This is a genomic window from Agarilytica rhodophyticola, assembly GCF_002157225.2.
GTDB classification, from domain to species: domain Bacteria; phylum Pseudomonadota; class Gammaproteobacteria; order Pseudomonadales; family Cellvibrionaceae; genus Agarilytica; species Agarilytica rhodophyticola.
In genome coordinates this window covers 2,505,385-2,530,401 of sequence record NZ_CP020038.1, presented here as the reverse complement: position 1 = coordinate 2,530,401, position 25,017 = coordinate 2,505,385, and the positions used below count along the sequence as shown (strand labels likewise).

Sequence of the window (25,017 nt, the reverse complement as noted above, 5' to 3'; positions counted from 1 at the left end):
AAAACACTTTCTCAATATATTTGCAGGTACTAGATATTTGCAGGGGCTAGTTGTCTTTGTCTTCTTTTTCTTTGTTAAACAAAGTATCCAAGATAAGTATTGCCGCACCAACACTTATAGCTGAATCCGCTACATTAAATGCTGGAAACTGATATTCCTGGTAATACACTAAAATGAAGTCAACAACATAACCAAGCGTTACTCGATCGTATAAATTGCCAACGGCACCGCCAAGAACTAAGGATAAAGCCAAAACTTCCCAGATGTTTTTTTGCGCCGCACGGAATATCCACACGATTAAGACGACACTCACAGCAAAGGATAAAATACTAAAAAACCATATTTGCCAACCGCCCTGCCCGGCTAGAAAACTAAAGGCCGCGCCACTATTGTGACGAAGAGTAATATCAAAAAAGGGCAAAACATTTAAGCGTTCATACAATTCAAATGAATCGCTCACTATTTTTTTTGATATTAAATCCAATACTATTATCACGAACGAAAGCGCATACCACTTCCATGGTATTCTCGGTAAAACTTCGCTTAACCTATGTGTACTACTAACAGAATTCACGCGGCTCACCGTCACCTTCAATATTCATAACACAACGAGTACAGATTTCCGGGTGATTTTCATCAGCGCCCACATCTTCACGGAAATGCCAACAACGGGCACACTTTTTATGCTCAGATTTTGTCACTGCGATCTGCAAGCCTTCTACCTCTGCAGACACGGCATTATTAGCCTGCTCAAAAGGTTTTACCGCCACAGATGAACAGATCAGTACGAAACGTAGTTCATCACCAATTCTAGCAAGCTTTGTAGCGACATCGTCACTGCAATAGAGGGTAACTTCAGCGGCTAAAGAGCTGCCCAAGCCTTCACTATTACGTTTCTCTTCGATAACCTTATTGACAGCAGTTTTTACTTCCGCAATAAACGACCAATACTCACTAGAAAATTCACTGTCTGAAGATAAGCGTTGTAAAGGCCACCAAGTAGCGGCGAATACAGGCCCGTCTTTTTCACCAGGAATTTCTTGCCATATTTCATCGGCAGTAAAAGATAATATAGGAGCAATCCAGCGTACAAACGCATTGACAATGTGATACAACGCTGTTTGTGCAGAACGCCTCGCTCGGCTATTTTCCTGCGTGGTGTATTGGCGATCTTTAATAATATCTAGATAGTACCCTCCCATATCTACCACACAGAAGTTATGGAGCTTCTGATAAATCGTATGTAACTGATAGCTATCATAGCCGGCAAGAATGTCCTCTTGGAAACGCGCGGCACAATCAATTGCCCACTTATCCAAAGCAATGAGTTCTTCATAAGGCAGAAGGTGCTGCTTGGGATCAAAGCCGCTTAAGTTAGATAAAAAGAAACGTGCAGTGTTACGAATACGACGATAAGAGTCTGCTGTACGTTTTAAGATTTCCTCAGAAACACTCATATCACCACTGAAATCTGTGGCAGCTACCCACAAGCGCAATACATCTCCGCCCAGATCGTTCATCACTTTTTGCGGTGAAATCGTATTACCCAGAGACTTCGACATTTTTTTGCCATCGGCATCAACAGCAAAGCCATGAGTTAATACTTGGCGATAAGGTGCGCTGTTATTAATAGCCATTGCCGTTTTTAATGAGGATTGGAACCAGCCTCGATGCTGATCTGAACCTTCAAGATATAAGTCTGCAGGGTAAGCCAAATTATCACGTTGCTGCATCACTGAGAAATGCGTAACGCCAGAGTCAAACCATACATCTAAGGTATCGCTTACCTTATTGTATTGCTCAGCTTCATCACCAAGTAAATCTTTGGGATCGGCTTCAAACCATGCTTCCATACCATCTTTTTCAATTAATTTGGCTACGGCTTCAATTAGTTCAGAAGTTCTCGGATGTAACTCTTCAGTTTCTTTATGCACAAATAAAGTAATGGGCACACCCCATGTACGTTGACGAGAAACACACCAGTCTGGGCTCGATTCGAGCATAGATCTAATACGCATTTCGCCCCAGTCTGGAATCCACTGAACATTGTCGACTGACTTGTTAACATTCTCCAATAATTTATTGGCGCTCATACTGATAAACCACTGCGGTGTAGCACGATAAATCAGCGGCGTTTTGGTTCGCCAACAGTGGGGGTAGCTATGTACAAACTTTTCCTGGTGCAACAACATGGAATGCTCTTGCAAAGCTGTAACAACTTTTTCATCAACTTTGTAGACATGTTCCCCAGCAAACAAAGGCACCGTCTCGCGATAGTAGCCACCATCGTCGATATAGTTAATCGTTCCAATGCCATATTTTTTGCCAACATTGAAGTCTTCAACACCGTGATCCGGTGCTGTATGCACACATCCAGTACCTGCATCAGTGGTGACATGATCGCCTAGAATGATTGGCACTTTCTTATGGTAAAAAGGGTGTTGCAATAGAAGATTTTCCGCATCCACGCCTTTAAAGCGGGCAAGTTCTTCAACATCTCCCAGTTCGGCGCGAGCCACAACGGAATCCTTCAGGGCTGCAGCCACAATTAGACGCTGGTCACCGTGCTGTAACACGACATATTCAAGCTCGGCATTTAAACTTACTGCCTGATTAACTGGTAAAGTCCAAGGTGTTGTTGTCCAGATAACTACCGAGATTTGTCCTGAACCACCGCATTCGCCAATACGTTCTACTAATTCCGCTTCATCAACAACTGGAAACTTAACATCGATAGAGTAAGAAGTTTTATCCTGGTACTCGACTTCAGCTTCAGCTAAAGCAGAGCGACCCGCAACACTCCAGTAAACAGGTTTATAGCCTTTTACCAAATGGCCGTTGTCAACAATGCGCCCTAGAGCCCGAACAATATCTGCCTCAGTTTTAAAGTCCATTGTAAGGTAAGGGTTGTCCCAATCGCCGAAGACACCCAAGCGAATAAAGCCTTGTTTTTGCCCAGCCACTTGTTTCGCCGCATATTCACGGCATTTTTTTCTAAACTGCGCGAACTCAACTTTAACACCCGCTTTACCAATCTTCTTTTCCACCTGATTTTCAATAGGCAGACCGTGGCAGTCCCAGCCAGGCACATAAGGGGCATCATAACCACTTAATGTTTTTGACTTGATAATAATATCTTTAAGAATTTTATTAACTGCATGACCGATATGAATTTCTCCATTGGCGTAGGGAGGGCCATCATGGAGAATAAATTTATCTGCACCTTCTCGGGCTTTGCGTATTTGCCCATAAATATCTTGCTCATACCAACGTTTGAGCATTTGTGGCTCACGCTGAGCAAGATTTGCTTTCATTGCAAATTTGGTAGAAGGTAGATTAAGAGTCGACTTGTAATCGGTCATAAGTATTTCAATACATCCCAAAAATTAATATGAGTATTTATACATTTTAAAGCCTAGCTTAAGCCTTAAGAAACATGCATCCCGTGCTCATCCTTGCTTATCGCCAGTACCACAGAGATCTAGTTGGCTTCAAAGTATTCCCGCGCAGAATAGACATCTTTTTGTATCTGCGACTTTAAATGTTCAATCCCTGAAAAGCGTTGTTCTTCACGAATTTTGTGCTGGAACTCCACTGTTAAAAATTCACCGTAGAGGTCGATATTACTGTCAAGCAAATGCACTTCAAGCAAAGGCTTAGACACACCATCAACCGTAGGCCGCACCCCCACGTTAGCGACACCATGCCAAAGCTTTGGAGTATTTTCAGCGATCGAGTTTGCTGCAACAAGCCCACTATTAACACCCCGCTGAACCCTCACAGCATAAACCCCCTGCACCGGTGATCGGTGACGCCCTAGTCCTATATTGAGGGTGGGAAAGCCGAGGGTTCGTCCCAGCTGCTTACCGTAAATAACCCGTCCAGAAATACAATAGGATCTACCCAATAAGTCGCCGGCTTTATCAAGCTGGTTATCCGCTAGTAGCTTTCTAATTCGGGTACTGCTGATACGTTCGTTACGTTCAAGCTGGGTATTTGTATCACAGACAGAAAACCCATGACTTCGCCCGGATTTGATCAACATCTCAAAATCGCCAGATCGATCACAGCCGAAACGAAAATCATCACCAATGACTAAGTGCCTAACACCGATACCGTCCACCAGGACTTTCTCAACATACTCTTGTGCAGTAAGTGAACGCAGGGCTTCGTTAAACTTCAAACATAACACACGGTCGATGTCGTTGTTAAAAAGCGCCAGTACTTTTTCTCGTAAACGCATAAGGCGCGCTGGGGCACTTTCTTTCGAAAAATATTCATAAGGTAGTGGTTCGAACACCATTACTAATGAAGGTAGGGATAGCTCTTTGGCTTTATCTTTCACCTGCTGCAAAACAGCCTGATGACCGCGATGTACGCCATCAAACGAACCGATAGTTGCCACACAACCTTGATGTCTCGCTTTAAGGTTATGTAGACCTTTTATAAACTCTTGCTGCCTCATGATATCCACTGGGGCCTGTCACTTAGAATATGTTGACACTGATAGAATTCCACCTGCTGGAGTGTAATTTAATGAGTGTCAACAGACCCAAAAACAAAATAAGCCCAAATTAACGAAGGCAGGAGTATACAGTAGCCATCGCTCAGGATCATCTAGTCAAGGTGAAGTTTAAGATGATGTAGGCGTAAGCCACTCAAAAATAAGACAACAAAGTAAGTAAACACACCACAAACCACGTAAATGGATAAGTTTGTCACCCTTTGCCACCATGTAAGCGACTCAAAGCTTGGTAACATCTGTTGCACAAGCAACAGCATCGATGCCATCAGAGCACTACTAAGTAACAAGCGCAGAAGAAATAATGACCAACCGTGGGGCTTGATGTATATTTGGTCGCGTTTAAGCTTGAGAAACAATAGCCCTGCATTCAGATAAGCGGAAGCTGCTGTTGCCAGGGCTAAACCCACATGGCCAATCTGCCAGATAAAATGCAAAGGCAAGACAAAAACCAAGTTAAATCCCATATTTGCCAGCATTGCAATAATACCAATACGCACAGGTGAAGTCATATCTTGGCGAGAGAAGAAACCGCTGGCTAACACCTTGATCAACATAAATGCAGTTAACCCCAAAGCGTAAGCTTGCAAACTCAGACTGGCCATATTAATCGCTCTAACTGACGTTTTTTCATACTGAAACAGCGTAAAAAGAATGGGTTTAGCGAGTATTATCAGGGCAATAGAAGCCGGCACTGCTATCAGCAGTATCAATTTAATTCCCCAATCTATAGTGTCGCTAAATTTGCTACCACCACTGGCATGCTGACGAGATAAATTTGGCAATATCACCGTGGCAATGCCGACACCGAAGACACCTAACGGTAACTCAACTAAACGGTCAGAAAAATACAGCCAAGAAACACTACCTGTGGGTAAAAAAGAGGCCAAAACAGTATCGAATAATAAGTTAATTTGGCTGACAGAGACACCGAACATCGCAGGTGCCATCAGTTTAAGTACTTTACGCACAGATTCATCGGACCAATCTACTGTTGGATGAGGTAACAGCCCCAATTTCATTAAAAAAGGTACTTGGAAAAGCAGTTGGATAATACCCGCAATCAGCACTCCCCATGCTAGCGCAAAAACAGGTTGTTCAAACCAGGGGGAAACCACAGCCGCGGCCATGATAAGCACAATATTTAAAAACACTGGCGTAATTGCAGGCACAGCAAACTTATCGTAGCTATTTAAAATAGCACCCGCTAAGCCTGTTAACGATATCAGCATTAAATAGGGAAAGGTAATACGCAAGAGCTCTGATGTTAGCCAAAACTTTTCGGGATAATTAAGCAAAAAGCCAATCCCAAAAATTGCTGCCACAGCAGGAGAAGCAATAACAACAAAGCTTGTTAAAACAATTAAGGAAATACCAAGACAACCGCAGATACGGTCGATAAAGTGGCGGACAGCCGCGTAACTCCCTTGAGTACGGTACTCAGACAATACGGGAACAAACGCTTGGGCAAATGCACCCTCGGCAAATAGACGACGAAAGAAATTGGGGATTTTAAAAGCTACAAAAAAGGCATCGGCATTGGCTTCTGCTCCGATAAAACGCGCAAAAACTATATCTCTAACTAACCCGAGAACACGGGAAAGCATGGTCATAAACGATACGACAGCACTGGATTTTAAAAGACTTTTTTTACTCGGTTGAGAACTGGATGCATCCGTTTGCGTTGCCAAAATACCCTACTCAATTTACTAAAAACCCGCATTGAGCCATTTTTATATTGACGAATCAAGAGCTATCGCCGAAACGTGTGTACGGTATTGCTAAAGGGTAAGATTATTTGGGCGAAAAAAAAGCGACCCGTAGACCGCTTAAAGGACTCCAAACACTCCAAAAAAACTTTATATCTTCGCTCTGCGACGCAGACCAAGGAAAGCAATAAGACCTGTGGCAAAAAACCAAAAAGCGGCAGGTAAAGGCACTGGATTCACATTGACAGAAAGCTGGCTAATTTTAAAACTATCGCCGTAGGAATCTTGCGCAGCCCCAAACAATGGATGAAATGCTCCTACTAACCAACGGCTAGCAACTACACCGGCGCTATCTACGTGATTAGTGCCTAAAGAAGCATCAAAAATACTATCGCCAAAAACGAAACTACCATTACTAATACCACCGATAGACACGTCACTATCAGCGGCGATATATCCTAAGTCAATGGATTCGAGACTAACTTCCGTATCGAAATCTAGTACCAGGAAATCATAATCGAAACCAAAGTTATCGATGGTGTGAGAAAGACCTCGCCTTTCAATCCCAACCAAGCCATTCCACAACCCTACTCTTGCGCGGGAAAAACTCGAAAAGGGAGCAAAGCGGTCACCACCAGAAGATAAGCCAGAGATACTAAGGTTGATACCATCCACTTCATAGTTAAAGGCACGCGCATAATCACCTCGCGCCCGATCGGCGGAGATAGGATCAATTAAGTCAAAGTCAACAGTGACAGCCTGCGTCTGTACAACAAAAAGCATAGCAAAAACTGCCAACCAACCTTTATATGCCATCGATATCTACCTAAAAAACACTCGTTTAATCTTTTAACGTTATAAAAACATTTACTAAGACTTACAAATGCATATGGCATGCCAAAAAGAAAAACTTCATATAAATCAAGGCAGAATAGAAAATAAAAGCGACATGAAAAAATTATAGGCGCCCATCTGTATATTTTGCCGACAGCGCAAACAACGTGGCTCAAGGTAAGCGTTAAGAGATCGAATAAGAGCAGCTTAAACATTTTTCAACATGAAGATCTAATTTACAGCCACTTTTTATACACCGAGATAAGGCTTCCACATTTTGCCATATTCCGTCACTGGCCTGCCCTTTTACGTCCATTGGAAGGTCTTAATCCTCCTGTTTAATACACACCATAGCAGCAACACAGCGATATCAAACAAATTAACAATTAAGAGAGACAACCATGAAAACAATGACTTTTATCTCAGCACTAGCCCTAACATCAGCGCTTACCGTTCCCGCTGCACAAGCCGCATCAAAAACAGTTAAAGATGTTGAAAGAGCAGCAACATTCTCAACAGCAGCAGTTGTCGGTGGCATTGCTGGGGGGCCAGTAGGACTTGTTCTCGGAGCACTTGGCGGAGCTTATCTAGCAGAAAAAAGTAAAACGGCGGATATACAGATGGAAGCAGCAAATCACAATATCAAACAACTAGAACAGAAAATAGATCGACAACAGCACGAAGTTGCCAGCCTTGAGAGCCGAGTCGCTAAGAAATTAGAATTTCAAGTGATGTTTCCTACGGGCGGTGATGAAATCTCATTCCAAGATAGCCAACGTATTTCTTCTTTGGTGGGTTATCTGAAAGAAAACCCCGAATTACACGTGCGTCTAGATGGCCATGCAGACCCCAGAGGCACAGATGAGTACAACAATGTTTTATCCGCCGAACGGGCCAAAGCTGTAGCCACTGCCCTAACTGATGAAGGCATTGCAGAAGATCGTATAGAAGTTCACTCACACGGCTCTCAATTTGCCATTTCGGCCATGCCTAACCTAGATCAACACGCCTTTCAAAGACGAGTGAAAATCGAAGTGTATAACAAAGATCAAGAGCAGTTTGCGGCGGCTAACTAACGAATACAAGGACTCAGGAAAGCGACACCCACAGGAATGTGAGACAAGGACGTTGAAAGAGGGACATTACAAGACGGAATTTCGGCCAGTAAGTACACCATCCTGAGAGTTAGCCCAACATATGTTGGGCTTTTTTTATCCGCAAAATGGTGCTCAAAAGAAAAGCTTACAATGACAAGCGACGAATGTCTGAGAGTAAGGACACTAGATAAGTAAAGAAACGCCCAGCATCTGCGCCGTTAATCGCACGGTGGTCATAAGACAAAGATAGAGGTAGCATTTGGCGGGGAGTAAAGTCCTTACCATTCCATACAGGCTGCATCGAAGCTTTAGAAACTCCAAGAATAGCCACTTCCGGTGCATTAACGATAGGGGTAAAACCTGTTCCACCTATTGCACCCAAGCTAGAAATAGTAAAGCAGCCGCCTTGCATTTCATTTGGCATCAGTTTGCCATCACGTGCTTTCTTAGCCAGCGCGTTGGATTCTTCCGCCAATTGGAATAGACCTTTTTTATCCACATCTTTGACCACGGGAACCATCAAGCCATTTGGCGTCGCCACAGCGATACCGATATGAACATATTTCTTCTTAACAATATGCTCACCGTCAGCGTGCAATGAAACGTTAAAACTCTCTTCGTGCTTCAGAGCAGCAGCACATGCTTTTAACAAGAAAGGTAAAGGTGTTAACTTCACTCCTGCCTTTTCTGCCTCAGCTTTCATGCCTTTGCGGAAAGCTTCCATATCGGTGATATCGGCATCGTCAAACTGCGTTACATGAGGCACATTCAACCAGCTACGCAGCATATTAGCGGCTGTAACCTTATGAATTTTACTCATTTTAACGGTTTCAACTTCACCAAATTTGGCAAAATCTATTTCTGGAATAGCAGGAATGCCTGTGCCGCTGGTTAGGCTTGCGCCTGCACTAGCAGCCGGTTTTCTAGTCATGACACCTTTAACGAAAGCTTTAACATCATCCTTGGAGATACGACCTCGCGCTCCCGTCGCTTGTACTTCTCCCAAGTTTACCCCCAGCTGGCGGGCAAGCTTACGCACTGCCGGACCGGCATAAACTGAGCTGCCTGAGCTTTCAATATCTTGTGGCAGCAACTGATTAGTCGTCTGGGGTTTTGCCGGTTTTTTAGCTGGTGCTGGCGCTGAGACAGGCTCTGGTTCAGCGGGTGCAGCTTGCTCTTGGACAACCGGTGCAGCACCGGCAACTTCCAGGGTTAACACGGCCGTGCCTTCGGATGCTTTATCGCCCTCTTTAATAGCAAGCTTAGTCACCTTACCAGAGGCAGGTGCGGGTACTTCCATTGAGGCTTTATCACTCTCTAAAACAATAATGGAATCGCCTTCACTCACTTCATCGCCAACAGCAACGCAGACTTCGATCACATCCACGTCCTCTGCACCACCAATATCAGGCACACTAACATCCATAGAAGCTGATGCACCTGAGGGCGCAGCGGCAACAGGTGCAGGAGCACTATCCGCCGCAGGTGCTGGCGCTACAGTGCCACCACCTTGAGTTTCCAATACCAATACTGCATCGCCTTCAGAAACTTTCATTCCTTCTTTCAATGCAATACTTACCACTTTACCGCCCGTTGGAGCAGGCACTTCCATGGAAGCTTTATCACTCTCAAGTACGATAATAGAATCGCCCTCGGCAACGGTATCGCCAATGGCAACACATATTTCGATCACGTCCACACCTTCGGCACCGCCTATATCAGGCACTGCTACAGGTGTTTGCTCAGTGGCGCTAGAAGCTGCCGCCGGAGCACTTTCGACAGGCGCGGCTTGAGTTGCAGGAGCCGCATCTTCAGCACCACCTACTTCAATTTCTAACACCGCTGAGCCTTCTGATACCTGATCACCTTCTTTAACAAGAACATTGATCACTTTACCTGCAACCGGCGACGGAATATCCATCGATGCTTTATCCGATTCCAAAGTAATTAGAGGATCATCAACCGCTATCACATCTCCAGGTGCGACCGAAATCTCGATTACATCTACATTTTCCGCCCCGCCAATATCGGGTACAGGGACTGTTTGCTTAGCCACTGAAAAATTCTCCTAGTAAGTTAACAGGTCGTTGGATCGGTTTTTTCTGAGTCGATGCCATATTTTTTAAGCGCTTCGGCAACGTCTTTACTGTCTATCTTGCCTTCATCAGCAAGAGCCTTGAGTGCAGCAACAGTAACAAAGTAGCGATCCACCTCAAAGAATTTACGTAGTTTTGAGCGCGTGTCACTGCGGCCAAACCCGTCAGTTCCTAAGACAGAATAATTACCTGGAATATAGGCACGCAATTGTTCTGCATAGCTCTTCATATAATCGGTAGAAATGATGAAAGGACCATCACTAGATTCCAATTGCTCAGTAATATACGCTTTGCGTGGTGTTTGGGTTGGATTGAGTAAATTCCAACGAGACGCACGCTGACCATCGCGAGCCAGCTCATTAACACTGGTAACACTCCATATATCGGACTCAACACCCCAATCTTCTCGCAATAACTCCGCGGCGGCTTCCACTTCACGCAAAATCGTACCGGCACCCATCAACTGTACACGTTTTTTCTTAGTGCTTTTCTTACCAGCCTTCAATTGATAGATACCTTTAATAATGCCTTCTTCGGCACCAATAGGCATATCGGGATGCTGATAGTTTTCATTCATAGTAGTGATGTAATAAAAACAATTTTCCTTGTCTTCATACATACGACGCAAACCATCCTGAATAATCACTGCCAATTCGAAACCATAAGTGGGATCGTAAGAGTGACAATTAGGAATAGTATTAGCCATTAAATGACTGTGGCCATCTTGGTGCTGCAGACCTTCACCATTTAAGGTGGTTCTACCCGAAGTTGCACCGATCAAGAAACCTCGGGCTTGAATATCTCCAGCTAGCCATGCCAAATCACCGATACGCTGAAAACCAAACATTGAATAGTATATATAAAATGGCACCATGGCCTTTTTATAAGTGCTATAGGCAGTCGCACAGGCAACCCAAGCAGACATAGCGCCAGCTTCGTTAATACCTTCTTCCAGAATTTGGCCTTTCTTATCTTCCTTGTAGTACATGATTTGATCACGATCATGTGGCGTATATTTTTGACCTTGGGAGGAATAAATGCCCAATTGCCTAAACATGCCTTCCATACCAAAGGTGCGTGCTTCATCAGGAACGATGGGCACAACACGGTCGCCCATATTTTTATCTTTCACTAAAGTGGAGATAAATCTTACAAAGGCCATGGTGGTGGATATTTCGCGATCACCGGTGGACTTCATCAATGCTTTGAAGGCATCCAGTTTAGGTATCTGTAGCGCATCGAAATCCGATACTCGAGAAGGCACATAACCACCCAGTGTTTGACGGCGGCTTTGCATATACTTCATTTCTGGGGAGTCGGGAGATGGGCGGTAATAAGGAACGTTTTTCAAGTCTTCGTCAGCAACTGGAATACCAAAGCGATCGCGGAATTTCTTCAAGCTCTCAATATCCAGCTTCTTCACAGAGTGAGTAATGTTGGCGGACTCACCTGCTGCGCCAAGACCATAGCCTTTAACTGTCTGCGCAAGAATTACAGTAGGTTGCTTTTTATGCGCCGATGCTTCTGCATATGCTGCGTAAACTTTCTGCGGGTCATGACCACCACGGTTAAGCGCCATAATTTCATCATCAGTATAATCCTTAACCAACTCTAGCAACTCAGGATACTTACCGAAGAAATGCTTACGAGTGTAGGCACCGCCATTGGCTTTATAGTTCTGCAACTCGCCATCGAGCACTTCATCCATACGTTTTTGCAGTAAGCCTGTTGTATCTTTTTGCAACAACTCATCCCAAAGACTGCCCCACAACACTTTAATAACGTTCCAGCCAGCGCCACGGAAGATCCCTTCAAGTTCCTGGACAATTTTGCCATTACCACGTACCGGACCGTCCAACCGCTGTAAATTACAGTTGATCACAAAAATCAGATTTTCAAGCTGCTCGCGTCCAGCAAGGGAAATTGCACCTAAAGTTTCAGGTTCATCACATTCACCATCCCCTAAAAACGCCCATACTTTACGGTCGCCACGGGGTAAGCCGCGGGCAGACATATAGCGCATAATGTTAGCCTGATAGATAGCTTGGATAGGACCTAGCCCCATGGATACAGTAGGAAACTGCCAGTAATCAGGCATTAGCCATGGGTGAGGATAAGAAGATAAACCACCGCCATCTACCTCACGCCTAAAGTTATCCAATTGATCCTCAGATAAACGGCCTTCAAGGAAGGAGCGCGCGTAGATACCTGGTGAAATATGGCCCTGAAAATAAATCAAGTCACCTAATTGGTCATCACTATCAGCACGGAAGAAATGGTTAAACCCTACTTCATACAACGTAGCAGAAGAAGAGAATGACGAAATGTGTCCACCCAAACCCTCATCATTATCATTTGCGCGCATTACCATCGCCATAGCATTCCAGCGCACCAAAGAGCGGATCTTGCGCTCTAAATGTTCATCCCCAGGATGACGCTTTTCAGCACTAACCGGAATAGTATTACTATAAGGTGTCGTAATAGCTGACGGTAAACCAACACCTGCTTTAGTCGCAATATTTGCTAATTGGATCAAAAGATAAGATGCACGTTCAGGTCCGTTATGACGAATTACCGATTCAAGTGCTTCTACCCACTCTTGGGTTTCTAGAGCATCAGATTCCTCTAGCATTTAGGGCCTCCTCAGTAGTGCCGCATAGAACTGTTGTACGGCGGTATTAAACGAATAAACAAAATCGTATAGAGAAATGGTATGAACCACTCCCGCATAAATAAAATTTGATGGATAATTTCGAAGGTTTCTTTCAATCGTCAATAGTGTTTTATATATGTACTCGTCTTCTGGAACCTACAATGTTTGCTTTGTTACATATGTATCTTTCTTGTTCGTACATATGCTTTTCACTAAGCATCTAAGTAATAACATCTAATGTTTTATTTAACTGTGGCCACCATTTGCAGATATTGTTGAACGCTGTGTCAAAATGATGTCTGACATATACACTCATTTAAATTGACATAATAGAGCAATAGAATTGTCACGATTCTACACACATGCAAATAAACTTTCCACCCTACTTTTTAGCTGCAACGCAGCAATTACGGGGGCTGTAGCGCAAGATGCATCATGTTACTTTCAATCGTAAGTGTAACTTAACATATGATCTTTAAATTTTTTGTAGTCTTTAATGCCTTTTGCAGAAGGGTCGAATGTTGCTGCAGGAATCTCTTTATTACTCGCCACAAAAATCATATCCGCACCATTTTTGATCAGCATATCGTCATACAATTGATCAATTTCTCCGCGGGTAATATTTTCAATCACGGCTATCAACCGTTTGCGCTCATCAAAGGAAAAATCTTTATCTAAAATACTTGCCCAATAGTGATTCGCCCATTCACCTTGATTCTTAGCCTGCTCTTTTAGCTCGATAACCAGTGCATTTTTATCCCTCGCGAAATTTTTAAATATTTCATTTTTACTATTTTTAAAAAAATCTAACATGCGCTGATAAATTTGGTATGGTGAATATTGTGGCGACTGCACTACCGCAGCAATACCCGGCACATCGCGTAAGGTATAATTGGCACTTTGTACAATATAACCAAGTTGTTGTTGTGTCCTTAATGTTTGATAAAAGGGTGATGACATCATTTGTTGTAAAATTAAAACCTTGGCTTGTTCTTCAATGGAGTCATCGCGCCCTTGTAAGTAAATTGCAGCGACACTCTCCTGTGAATCAACCACCAAAGATTTAACAAATAATGGCGCTTGAGACAAATTCACTACCTTACTCTTCTCTAACACGTGCTGATCTTTCTTTTTTAATATCTTCCTTAAGCCTGAGAAATATTTTTTGGCGTCTTTTTCACGAAAGTTACCATATACGAGAGCTTCTAACTGAGCATCATCAAATAAATTTTCAGACAGCTCAATAAAACGTTTTTTAGTCAATTTATCGAGGGCGACTTCCAAATCCTGACTCGACCAATAGGGAGAATAAAGCACAGAAGGCACATCACGAAAAACTTGTGCATAGACTTTATCGTATCGACGATTGCGTTGAATTCGCAATAACTCTTCCCGAACATCATCAAAGTAGGCATCTATCATTTTAAGCCGATATTTTTTACTGCGATTAAAGTTTCGGATCACTTTCAATACACGGCTAGACAATTCAGGTAAAGAAGCGTTATAGCCATAAAAATCTAAATCTATGCCTTTAGCTGTAGCATTTAATGAATAAGACAAACCAGCCAAAGAGGCATTGTAGCTGAGTTTATTTAGAGCATCTTTAATAATTTTTGCGAAGATATCGAGCGTTACACTCAACTCAGGGGAATGAGTTGCTGTAGGCAAGAGAAAACGAGAACTCACAAAGCCTTTTGGAATACTATAAATATTGTCATTTAAAAACCAACCCTGCACTCCATCACGCTGATAAATTAATTGCGGTATATTTTCTTTAGCTTGCGCAAAGCTCTCTTCATAAATAGTAAAATTACTCGGAACAAACGGGTTTGCTTTAGGCAAGTCCATTTGTTTTTTTAATTTTTTATAGGTGGCAACACTTGGGCCTTCAAGTGTAAGTTTGTGACTACGAAACTCAGCCTTTTTTACAGTTGAATGGTTTTCTAAATGTTGAGAGGTGTTATTAGTGATTACACGATAAGGCGCTTGATAGAATTCACTTTCTTTATCGGCAATTGTTTCGGGTGCAACAATTACGGTTAACATATTATTGACATTGAGTTCACCCAGGTAACGGCGAATAAGCACCTCATCAAATTTGTCCCAATTATAGTTGTACCAAAAAATTTTATTCGCCGTTGTCTCATGTAAATCACGAGCAAGACGGCTAACTTCTCTTATGGGATTTCCCCGTTCGCCGAAATCAAAAGACATCTTACTCAATTTAGCTAACTCTCGATAACGCCATTGGCTAATGCCATTTCTTTTTATAAGCGCAATATAGTCGAACATCAAATCGCGAATATGAGAAAGGTTATTTAAACCTTCTTTGGTTAAACGAATGGTGACATTAAAAGTCTCACCACCGTGCCACCTTACACCGCTACCGGCACTTAGAGAGCTAGCCCATCGTTCTTTTTTTAATAGCGATAGCAACGAACCCTCACCTTCGTGGCCAATAAAGTTACCAATATATTGTGTTGGCTTTTTATCTGTATGAGGTAGAGTCGATGGTATCGGGAAAGAAAATGTGACTTTGCGCAATTCCTTTTGTGGTTTGATATGCACTTCAGCCGGTAAGAAGCCATCAGCAAATAATGTATTATGAGATTGTGGCTGTGCAACATTTTTATTTTTTATAGCACTAAATTTATTCACAGCCCAGGTCTTTAATTGTACTAATTCAAAGGGTCCACTTAAAACGAGCACCATTTTATTAGCGCTGTATTGGGTATTATAAAAATCAAAAAGCTCTTTTTGTAAGCGACTAACAGGTACGCCACTCAAAGTACTGTGGTTTCCCGTAGAAAATTTAGACAAAGGGTGTCCTGGTAGCACCAATTCACGAAAAACATCCCGCTCCCGCCTAGCCTCTGACTTTAACTTAGAGGCATATTCTGAATGCACTGCATTGCGTTCGCGCGCCACATAGTCTTCCATAATAAGGGGACTGATAAAAAACTGGGCAAAACGATCCAGGCCTTGTTCAAAGCTTTTAGCATCGATATCGAAAAAGTAGTTGGTGTGCATCAAGCTGGTATAGGCATTATGTCGACCACCATGACCAGCAATAAAATCTTGGAACTCACCAACAACAGGATACTTTTCAGTTCCTAAGAAGAGCATGTGTTCCAGAAAGTGTGCCAAGCCATAACGATCTTTAGGATCATCGCCAGAGCCGACAGCGACATCCAAGGCAGCGGCAGCTTTCTCAGCTTTTACATCGGAAATAAGAAGAACTTGAAGTGTATTATCGAGCGAGAAATATTCGAACTTTCGGTGATCACTGTCATTAACAATAATGGGCGTTTTTGCGCTCAGTAGAGGACAAACAAACACTATCAAACACGCTAAAAAATAAAAGAACCTCAAATATACACCTCTATTTTTCTTAATATTTATCAGGTAAATCCTGAGTTAATCAGAACTCACCTGAGATCCAGATTATCCCTTCACTTCAGCAAGCCCTTCATCGATATTTGTGGTGGGCCAAGCGGTAATAATTGCTTTAAATAAAGTTGCCAGAGGAATAGCGAAGAATACTCCCCAAAAACCCCACAATCCACCAAATACCAATACAGCTAAAACAATCACCACTGGATGCATTTTAACGGCTTCAGAGAAAAGTAATGGTACTAATACGTTGCCATCTAACGCTTGTATTACAAAGTATGAGGCCATTAAGTAGAAATAAGTTTCATTTAAACCCCATTGGAAAAAGCCAATAATCGCCACGGGCAAGGTAACCACAGCAGCCCCAATGTAAGGAATAAGCACAGAAAAGCCCACAGCAATACCAAGCAGCAAGGCATAATTTACCCCTAGAAAGCTAAAAACAACACTGCATACACCGGCAACAATCACAATCTCAATGACTTTCCCTCGCACATAATTGGCGATTTGCTGGTTCATTTCCCGCCAGATCTGCTGCATCACCGGGCGTTCTCTGGGCAAAATATTAGAAAACCACTCCATCATCTCTCGCCCATCCTTTAAAAAGAAGAATACGAGGATGGGAACGAGTATCAGGTATATAAGTATGGAAATAATAACAGGCAGTTGAGCAAGAGAAATGGAAAGAATTGTCTGCCCAACTTGAGCTAACTCATTGCCAAGGCCGTCAATCATCTGTGTGACTTGTTCTTCTCGGATAAGAGTCGGATATTTTTCAGGTAACAAGAGAAGGAGCTCTTGCCCTTCTTTTAGCATTCTAGGTGCTTCAGAGAAAAGCTTCACCACCTGATGCCATAAGGCAGGTAATATATAGAGGAGTCCAACGATAACGCTGCTCACTAAGATTAAGAAAGCCACTGTCACAGCCACAATATGGCTCAATCCCCAGGAGGTTAAGCGCAATACAACACCCTGCATTAAAAAAGCGATAATTAAAGCTGAAGTCATGGGCGCAAGAACTACCCCCATAGACAGCACAATGGTAAAGCCGGCTATGATGATAACCGCTACAAGAACCGCTTCTTCATCTGCGAAATATCGCTCAATCCAACGGTGGAAAATTCGGATCATACTAGTTTGCCCTTTCTAATCGTGTAGGTGTAGATTCCATTTTCATCACAAAAATCGACTATTTTATGCTCAGTTAAATCAGCGAAAGAGTGAAAATCCCTAACTGATCCAGCATCAGAGGCAATAACACACACTATGTCATCTGCCTCTACCTGATTAAGCGCCTGCTTGGCTTTTAGTAATGGCATTGGACAGCTAAGCCCCTGCGCATCAACAGTGATTTTGGGGTTAAAGTTTTCGCTTATTGTCATATTCTAAATTTTGATTGTGTCATCAAGGTATTTAAAGAGGAATATTTTGTCGTTGGCAGGAACATTTTCTTATTTTCACTCTCGAAATACTGACTTAGTAATGCCAACTTGTGGGTTGAATATCACATATATACCTAAGACCGTGACTAATTGCACCACAATATCGTTACTTTGTCGTAATAAAGAGTCGATAGGTGTTGTGTGTTTAAGTCTATATAGGGAAAGTGAAAACTATGTGGCATATGATGTTTTTGGCTCATTTGAGGCATATTTTACGATAGTCTAATTATACGTCATTATTGAGAAAACTTGAGATGTACGCTTGTATAAGACTTAAGATTCTAGGATGATTGAGCAATACATAATCAGCGTTAATTTTTGCAAAAATACACAGTAAAAACGTAGGGTATAATAGCGCGTAATGGTAGTTAAAATTGCGATTGAGATCTTGTAATTAGTGCAGTTAAGAAGCTACAACTCAAAATATGTAACTAAAAATTAAATCGTCATTAAAGATTAAGTTGAAAAATTAAAAAGGCAGGCCCTAAATCAACGGATATACGTTCAGCGGTATTGATATTTTGTTAAATCCATTAAGAAAAATCCTATGCAGTATGGGCGCAGCCTTAGCGCTAAATTTAGCTGCGATCTCACCTAGCACTGCTGCAGACATATTGCTACCTGACTTGGGAGATGCCAGCTCAGGCCTGATATCGCCTCGTCAAGAATATGAATTAGGCCAAAACTGGCTGCGTTTTTACCGTTCACGAGTTCCCACATCCACCGACCCATTTTTGCAGTCCTATGTAGAAACCCTGATAAAAAAGTTATCAGCATACAGTGACTTACAAGACAAGCGCTTGGATATCCTAGTGGTCGAAAACGCCGCCCTCAACGCCTTCGCGGTGCCGGGAGGTATTGTTGGCGTGCATACAGGTCTATTTGAATATGCCGACACAGAGGATCAATTCTCTTCTGTTCTAGCTCACGAATTAGCTCACTTGAGCCAACGTCACTTCGCTAGGCGAATAGCTGATCAAAAAGATAAATCTATCCCTAATATCGCAGCCTTGCTTGCCAGTATCCTAATTGCGGCCACCTCAGGCGGTGAAGCGGGAATTGCCGCCATTTCCGCAACACGAGCAGCAGCTCTCGATTCGCAATTACGCTTTAGTCGACAAATGGAGCAAGAGGCAGATCGCATAGGTATGGAGACGCTGGTAAGATCAGGTAAAAATCCAGAAGCCATGCCTGCGATGTTTGAAAATATGCTCAAAGCATCCCGTTTTTCAAGGCGCCCCCCAGAATTTTTGTTGACCCACCCCTTAACTGAAAGCCGGGTATCGGATTCACAGTTACGGGCCCAGCAGACTCGACCTCGACACTTTGACGACAATGAAGAATATTATTACGCAAAAATACGCGCATCACTGGTACACGAAGCAAACATGCAGTTTGCCATTCGCCACTTTGAAAACAAAATTAATAACGAAGATTACAATACTAAACCTTCGACCTATGGTCTTGTATTAGCACTGACAAAAGCCGGACGACTGGAAAAAGCAGAAAGCGCTTTAGCTCCACTTTTGGAAGCAGAACCGGATAATCTCTACTTTGTTGTAGCCAAAGCAGAGATCGAGGCACAAAGAGAGGATTTTGATGCCGCATTATCACTGCTAAAAAATAAGTTAAAGCGTCATCCCAATCACCATGCACTCAATATTCGCGCAGCGGAAATTATGATGCAAGCGGGAAAATATAAAGAATGCCAGGCATTACTCACCAGACACAGTCAGCGCCGCCCTAAGGATGACTATATCTGGTATCTCCTGGCTGAAGTGCACGGCCTAGCAGGTAATATTTTCCAAGTGCATTCCACTAGAGCCGAATACTTTATGCTCAACGGCCTTTTTGATAAAGCAATTATCCAGCTTAAAAATGCTATGCGTCTAATTGAAAAAGATCGTCACTTACATGCCAGAATCGAACAAAAATTGCAGAAAGCCAGAAAGCTGCGTGAACAATCGAGACTCTAAACTAAGCTAAGTACTCTTAATTAAACCCCTGTGGCAACGATCGATTAGCCCCAGCATAAATCATCACAGCACTCCCATTGACCGTCATCGAGCCACTGCTCAGTGGCGGCAGTATCCATCGGTGGGGCAATAAAATAGCCTTGTGCACAATTGCACCCCAGACTCTTGAGGTGCTGATACGTGGCCTCATTTTCTACTCCTTCGGCGACAACAGTAAGGCCTAAGTTGTGGGCGAGTTGAATAGTTGAATTGACAATAATTTCATCTTGCTCATCCTCTAGCATTCCGCGAATAAAGGAACCATCAATTTTCAAACACTGCACAGGCAGGCGTTTTAAATAAGCCAAAGAAGAATAACCTGTTCCAAAGTCGTCCACCGATAGTTTTACACCCAATGCACTAATGCGCCTGAGCGCATGCTCAGCTCTTTTGGGGTCAGACATAATCATACTTTCGGTAATTTCCATCTCAAGGTGCTCGCCAGGCAAGTCGTACTCTTTTAACACCCGCCTCAAATCCCCCACAATTCTGTCATCCAGTAAATTGCGTACCGATAAATTCATAGCAATGGTAATAGCGAAGCCCTGCTTCACCCAAAGGGAACATTGTTTTACGGTTTCTTCCAATACCCAGGCTGTGAGTGGATAGATCACCGACGACATTTCAGCAATTGGAATAAACTCTGCTGGAGGGACAAAGCCCAGCTCGGGGTGCTGCCAACGCAATAAAGATTCAAAGCCGTAAACCCGATGAGTCTCCAAACATACCTTGGGCTGAAAGTGCAAACATAGCTGGTTTTCTCGAATAGCACGTCCCAAAGCGCCAATAATTTCTAATCGAAAAGGTGAGTGGGAATCAAACTCAGAATCGTATACCGACACCCCTTTTAATCGGGTTTTAGCGTGGTACATGGCAATATCAGCATAACGCATAAGTGTGGTTACGTCATCGGCTTGATCTGGCGAAATGACCACACCGATACTGGCACTAATTTCGGTACGAAAGCCATCGAGTTCAAAGACATGGCATATAGCATCTAGGAAACGATGTGCCATCACCACAGCTTGTTGGGCATTGCGAATATTGGATAAAAAAACGGCAAACTCATCACCACCAAGGCGAGCAACAACACCAGGAACCTTGCCCATCTCCGCTTGAAAACGTGGCCCCAGTTGCTTTAAGACTTTATCACCGGCTAGATGGCCTAACGTATCATTTATTTCTTTAAAGCGATCGAGGTCGATAAGCAGTAAAGCGCAGCGCTGGTCAGCACTCCTAGATAACAACACCTGTTCCATCTGACGGTACAACAAGACTCTATTGGGTAAGGATGTTAATGCATCGTGAGTTGCCAAAAACTCCATCTTATCCAGGTAGCGTTTTTTCTCAGTAATATCGCGACTAGTTCCCCAGAAACGCACCAAGAAGCCATTTTCAATCTCACCGACGGCTGAAGTTTCTAACAAAATGCCTTCATCTTGTTTTTGATTACCGGAAAATTTACTGCACTCTAATCTGTAGTTATTACAGACAAACTCCTTAATATCATGCTTTTTTATAAGCGCGCCGTTGATATAAAGAGGCGAGCCAATCAGGGGCTCCTTATCTTCAAAGTGGAACAATTTTGCTAGGCGATCATTACATTCAACCAGTTCTGCTCGTTGTAGAATTTGTCTCACTTGCTCATCCACAGGTAAGTTAATATCCACAGCAGGCTTTAAATCATAGCGCCATATGCCATCGGAGCTATTCTTGATAAACGCGCGATAACGTGTTTCGCTCTCCTTTAATGCGCGCTCTTGGAAGACATGTTCGGTAACGTTATCAATAATGAGCAAGGCACCACTAACAGCGCCAGATAAATCCCGTGTAGGTATTTTATCAACATGAAACCAGCTCTCGCGTCCCCGCTCAAAACATCGTTCTAGGGATTGCCACATGGATCTCCCTGTACGTATCACCTGCATGACTTCACGTTGTCTTTCGTATGGATCTTCCCAATTTGACGCAAACTCGATAAAACTAATCTCTTTCACCGGCTCGGGCTTGCGCCACTGCTGCGCTCGAATATTGCCATGCTTAACGTTGCCCCAGCGATCTACGTAGATCACCATCGATCGCATAGAATCAAGGAGCAAAAGTAATTCGGGATTATCTTCAAAGTTGCCCGCAGTTGAGAGTTCAGATTGAAAGATGTTCTTACTGAAATATGGTTCAGACAAACCCAAAGCCTCTAACACTGGTTAACACAAATGATGCAAAATGCGCCAATAAACGATGAATATGTTAAATATCCTTCATTGAGTATAGACCAAGGCTCATGAGGTAAACTCGATTTTGCAAAAATGCCGACGGAGGCAAGATATAACTATAGGCGTCATTGATATGAATCAATTTCTGCTAAGATCAGTAATATTTTGTAGAATCGTTAAGAAATAGAGTGATGTATATAATAAATAGCAATAAGTATTCGAGCCAGCTCACGTTCGTTATTCATCGACCCTACGCGAGCGAACCCTTTACACAATTGATTAGGCGGTTCGAAAAAATCTCAATGGAGTGGCCATCCTGCTTAGACAGCCACTTCCCTCACTGAATTAAAATGCATCGTGATCTATGCACAACGGACTGATTAAGGGTAGCTTTTTGTTTTCTAAACCAATATTAAATTTTACTTTTTACGGAAGTTTAAAAAACCAATATCAAGAGTATCTCCTTCATCACCCTTAGCAACGATTCTTATAACATTGTCTTTGCCGAAAAAACGTTGTACTAATTGTGCAGATAAATCGACAGACGCATGTTTTAAAAACCAGAGAGGCTCACCCCGATCAAGTGCTAATTCAGCAATAAAATAGTCATTAATATAAAGATCCAAAGACATACCCCTTGCTGAGGCATAGTAGGTTATTTCAAACAGCCATTTTTTATACTCTTCTGAATCGTCAAACCTAGATGTATATTCAACCCACTCTCCAACCTCTAGCACTAGCCCTTCATAACGCAAACCTTCATACCGTTGTCTAAGATAAAAGTCAGCGTCTTCTCCAGGGCGTAAATTAGCTCCTATTGAACCCGGTGTTTTATCAAAATAGGCTTTACCGTTACCATTGATTATTACATCGTCCTCAATAATTTGGTCAAAATGCTCACCGCGAATACGACCAGGAAACTGTCGCATATAGTCTTCACTTGCAAAAGGTATTTGTTGAAATGATCGTGCGGGTATAGGTGTAAAAATGTCGGCTTCAGCGGCAAATTCCACACTGTCAAAATCAAACATTGTGAAATTAACAATACCACTGGCTCCAATAATTTTAGCTCGTATCACCACTGGAGTGTCGAACTTCACAAACTCAGGCAAGGTAAAGGGAGTTTTTTCGTTGAGTGCTAATTTAGCGACTTTTTTTGAGCCGATATAGAGTTCCATGTAGCCGCCAATCCGCTCTACACCATTAAGTTTTGCTGTCCAAAATCTCGACTTATTAACATCCTTAAAACTGACAGTATACTCGACCCACATGCCGGACTGGTTGGGAGTTAAAATGCTGTTGCGATCGGCTTGGTAATGAGCGATTCTTTCCCCGTCAATATCTTCGCCTGTGGCGATAGACTCGACACGATCATACTCATAGGGCTGAATCTTTCCGGGTAGAGAGGTAGCCATGCCATTAAAAGCAACTTGCTTATAAGGTTCAACTGTTGTGACTTTACTTTCTTGAAATGCAATCTTATCGAGATGCACACCACCAGCATTGCCAAGATAGCTAAAGCGAATAACGCGTTTTTGCGTAAGCCCTGGTTTAATTTCTACATTATCAATCTTAACAGTTTTGAAGCTACGTTTATCATCTGTTAGTAAATCTGCGTAGGCAATTTCTTCACCGTCAATGGAGACATTTACACGCCAATTACTATAGCGGTTAGGAATACTTTCAATTTCTCCTCCGCCAGTAAATACAATGTCGTATACCCCTGGGGTTACGCTAACGCTATATTCCGTCCACTCACCTGGCTCAGTATTAGTAATAAAAGTTGCTTGATCTGAGACTCCATCAATAAGAACAATATCGGTAGCAATATCAACCAAGTCATTACGATAAGCACCGCCGGTATTATCGAGAGACTTATCAAAATAAGAGACTTGTTGGCCACCTAAATCATAGTCTTCAGCTTCTATAATCCCGGGAATGCTGTGCTCGCTAAACGCGCTTTGTTGTGTATTTATTCGATAAAGCTCTACGTCATCAACCAGTCCCGTACCGTTATTTGTTCCACTATATAAATAGACCTCGGCCGTTTTCGCGTTGGCACCGGTAGAAAAAGGGGTTGAGATATATTTCCATCCATATTGCAAACCAGCTAGATTGGCTTTAGCTGATGTTTCAATGATGCCTTCACCTTTAACGCCTATAAATACGTGATCGTTAAGTACGTAGGTCTTTGCTTTGATAAGATAGTCCGCATTGGGCTCGACCAATACGGTTTGAGTTACAGCACCAATGCCGTTTACTTTAATAACACTATTATTCTCATCGTGAACAGTCCCTGCCAATGGATCAGCTATAAATTCAGCTGGTGTTCCCCAGGGTGCAAATATCCATGGAAATTCGCTGCCATAAAAACCACCATTAACGAGAACATTGGTATTTTGTGTTTCTAGGTCGAGAGTATCTTGCTTACTCATAGTCACATCGTCTATTTCTGCGCCCATGTAGCTATCACTTGCGTAGAAGTACACCTTCGCATTTGTTGTTTCGTTTCCTGTGACAAACAAAAAGCTAACCTCGGTTGGCTTGTCAGCATCAACAACTCTATAAGTTTCGATAATGTCTTGACCTTTAACACCAAAATTTACATGACCAACAATACTGGCTTTCAGTTGATAAGTACTGTTAGGTTCAACGCTTACGTTTTGTATTAGCGATCCTTTACCCACAACCTTTGAAACCATCATACCATCGTAGTCCCATAGACCTATTTTATGCTCTCCGGTCTCTCCCCAAGAGGCAAATTCCCAAGGTGCAAAGGCGGTTTCAAAATCACCGTTTTCTATTAAGTTAAAGTTTTCTAGGCTTAAATTTTCTGAAGCTGCAGCAGAACTCACTGCAATGACGGATAACACACTCAATATTGTTTTTCGAATAATCATAATACCCCCAAAAATAAGGGGGGCAATGTAATTACAAAATATGTATCGAAACAATTGATTATCAGCTTGCGCTAAGAATTGGTGAGCTTATAAATTCCCTTTTTGGTTTACAAAACCAAATTCGATAAAAATTGTCTTTTCCT

Annotated in this window: 14 protein-coding genes; 2 read left to right on the top strand and 12 right to left on the bottom strand. The window is 42.6% G+C overall.

Going from position 1 to position 25,017, the window contains the following annotated elements; translation table 11 throughout:
• Window positions 1-46 precede the first annotated feature (46 nt).
• The 5 genes from lspA to BVC89_RS10650 all read right to left on the bottom strand — a co-directional run bounded on the left by lspA (window position 47) and on the right by BVC89_RS10650 (window position 7,047).
• Window positions 47-574: a signal peptidase II gene (gene lspA / locus BVC89_RS10670; protein ID WP_086931183.1), complete on the bottom strand. Its 528-nt coding sequence runs from the start codon at window positions 572-574 to the stop codon at window positions 47-49.
• Window positions 561-3,362, bottom strand: a complete 2,802-nt coding sequence (ileS, locus tag BVC89_RS10665) for an isoleucine--tRNA ligase (RefSeq protein ID WP_086931182.1) — start codon at window positions 3,360-3,362, stop codon at window positions 561-563. The genes lspA and ileS overlap by 14 nt, the downstream gene beginning before the upstream one ends.
• Window positions 3,363-3,481: 119 nt before the next feature.
• On the bottom strand, window positions 3,482-4,465 hold the full coding sequence (gene ribF / locus BVC89_RS10660) for a bifunctional riboflavin kinase/FAD synthetase (RefSeq protein ID WP_086931181.1): 984 nt from the start codon (window positions 4,463-4,465) through the stop codon (window positions 3,482-3,484).
• A gap of 152 nt (window positions 4,466-4,617) precedes the next feature.
• Window positions 4,618-6,135 carry a murein biosynthesis integral membrane protein MurJ gene (murJ, locus tag BVC89_RS10655; RefSeq protein ID WP_086934577.1) on the bottom strand — a complete coding sequence of 506 codons (1,518 nt, stop codon included), beginning with the start codon at window positions 6,133-6,135 and terminating at the stop codon, window positions 4,618-4,620.
• Window positions 6,136-6,381: 246 nt separating this feature from the next.
• Window positions 6,382-7,047 (bottom strand): VPLPA-CTERM sorting domain-containing protein, encoded by a 666-nt coding sequence (locus BVC89_RS10650; RefSeq protein ID WP_086931180.1) that lies wholly within the window; start codon window positions 7,045-7,047, stop codon window positions 6,382-6,384.
• Between the two features lie 419 nt (window positions 7,048-7,466).
• Between BVC89_RS10650 and BVC89_RS10645 the strand changes: the two genes are divergently transcribed.
• Window positions 7,467-8,141 (top strand): OmpA family protein, encoded by a 675-nt coding sequence (locus BVC89_RS10645; RefSeq protein ID WP_086931179.1) that lies wholly within the window; start codon window positions 7,467-7,469, stop codon window positions 8,139-8,141.
• A 166-nt stretch (window positions 8,142-8,307) separates the two neighbouring features.
• Here the strand turns inward: BVC89_RS10645 and aceF are convergent, their stop codons facing one another.
• The 5 genes from aceF to BVC89_RS10620 all read right to left on the bottom strand — a co-directional run bounded on the left by aceF (window position 8,308) and on the right by BVC89_RS10620 (window position 17,686).
• Window positions 8,308-10,218: a pyruvate dehydrogenase complex dihydrolipoyllysine-residue acetyltransferase gene (gene aceF, locus BVC89_RS10640; RefSeq protein ID WP_086931178.1), complete on the bottom strand. Its 1,911-nt coding sequence runs from the start codon at window positions 10,216-10,218 to the stop codon at window positions 8,308-8,310.
• Between the two features lie 20 nt (window positions 10,219-10,238).
• Entirely contained in the window at window positions 10,239-12,890 is a 2,652-nt protein-coding gene (gene aceE, locus BVC89_RS10635; RefSeq protein WP_086931177.1) for a pyruvate dehydrogenase (acetyl-transferring), homodimeric type, read from the bottom strand.
• Window positions 12,891-13,355: 465 nt separating this feature from the next.
• Window positions 13,356-16,283 (bottom strand): insulinase family protein, encoded by a 2,928-nt coding sequence (locus BVC89_RS10630; RefSeq protein WP_086931176.1) that lies wholly within the window; start codon window positions 16,281-16,283, stop codon window positions 13,356-13,358.
• A gap of 72 nt (window positions 16,284-16,355) precedes the next feature.
• Window positions 16,356-17,435, bottom strand: a complete 1,080-nt coding sequence (locus tag BVC89_RS10625) for an AI-2E family transporter (protein WP_086931175.1) — start codon at window positions 17,433-17,435, stop codon at window positions 16,356-16,358.
• Window positions 17,432-17,686, bottom strand: a complete 255-nt coding sequence (locus tag BVC89_RS10620; protein WP_086931174.1) for a sulfurtransferase TusA family protein — start codon at window positions 17,684-17,686, stop codon at window positions 17,432-17,434. The genes BVC89_RS10625 and BVC89_RS10620 overlap by 4 nt, the downstream gene beginning before the upstream one ends.
• A gap of 581 nt (window positions 17,687-18,267) precedes the next feature.
• Here BVC89_RS10620 and BVC89_RS10615 point away from each other — a divergent pair.
• Window positions 18,268-19,722 (top strand): M48 family metalloprotease, encoded by a 1,455-nt coding sequence (locus tag BVC89_RS10615; RefSeq protein WP_245929373.1) that lies wholly within the window; start codon window positions 18,268-18,270, stop codon window positions 19,720-19,722.
• A 44-nt stretch (window positions 19,723-19,766) separates the two neighbouring features.
• Here BVC89_RS10615 and BVC89_RS10610 read toward each other — a convergent pair whose 3' ends face one another.
• Together BVC89_RS10610 and BVC89_RS10605 are read right to left on the bottom strand one after the other, a co-directional pair.
• Window positions 19,767-21,944 carry a sensor domain-containing protein gene (locus BVC89_RS10610; protein ID WP_245929372.1) on the bottom strand — a complete coding sequence of 726 codons (2,178 nt, stop codon included), beginning with the start codon at window positions 21,942-21,944 and terminating at the stop codon, window positions 19,767-19,769.
• Window positions 21,945-22,393: 449 nt separating this feature from the next.
• Window positions 22,394-24,874: a hypothetical protein gene (locus BVC89_RS10605; protein ID WP_086931172.1), complete on the bottom strand. Its 2,481-nt coding sequence runs from the start codon at window positions 24,872-24,874 to the stop codon at window positions 22,394-22,396.
• Window positions 24,875-25,017 lie beyond the last annotated feature (143 nt).

Bases quoted from the DNA above. Each gene is read 5' to 3' on its own strand.
- aceE (WP_086931177.1), bottom strand. From the start codon at position 12,890: ATGCTAGAGGAATCTGATGCTCTAGAAACCCAAGAGTGGGTAGAAGCA.
- ribF (WP_086931181.1), bottom strand. From the start codon at position 4,465: ATGAGGCAGCAAGAGTTTATAAAAGGTCTACATAACCTTAAAGCGAGA.
- ileS (WP_086931182.1), bottom strand. From the start codon at position 3,362: ATGACCGATTACAAGTCGACTCTTAATCTACCTTCTACCAAATTTGCA.
- BVC89_RS10620 (WP_086931174.1), bottom strand. From the start codon at position 17,686: ATGACAATAAGCGAAAACTTTAACCCCAAAATCACTGTTGATGCGCAG.
- BVC89_RS10625 (WP_086931175.1), bottom strand. From the start codon at position 17,435: ATGATCCGAATTTTCCACCGTTGGATTGAGCGATATTTCGCAGATGAA.
- BVC89_RS10645 (WP_086931179.1), top strand. From the start codon at position 7,467: ATGAAAACAATGACTTTTATCTCAGCACTAGCCCTAACATCAGCGCTT.
- murJ (WP_086934577.1), bottom strand. From the start codon at position 6,135: ATGACCATGCTTTCCCGTGTTCTCGGGTTAGTTAGAGATATAGTTTTT.
- BVC89_RS10605 (WP_086931172.1), bottom strand. From the start codon at position 24,874: ATGATTATTCGAAAAACAATATTGAGTGTGTTATCCGTCATTGCAGTG.
- BVC89_RS10650 (WP_086931180.1), bottom strand. From the start codon at position 7,047: ATGGCATATAAAGGTTGGTTGGCAGTTTTTGCTATGCTTTTTGTTGTA.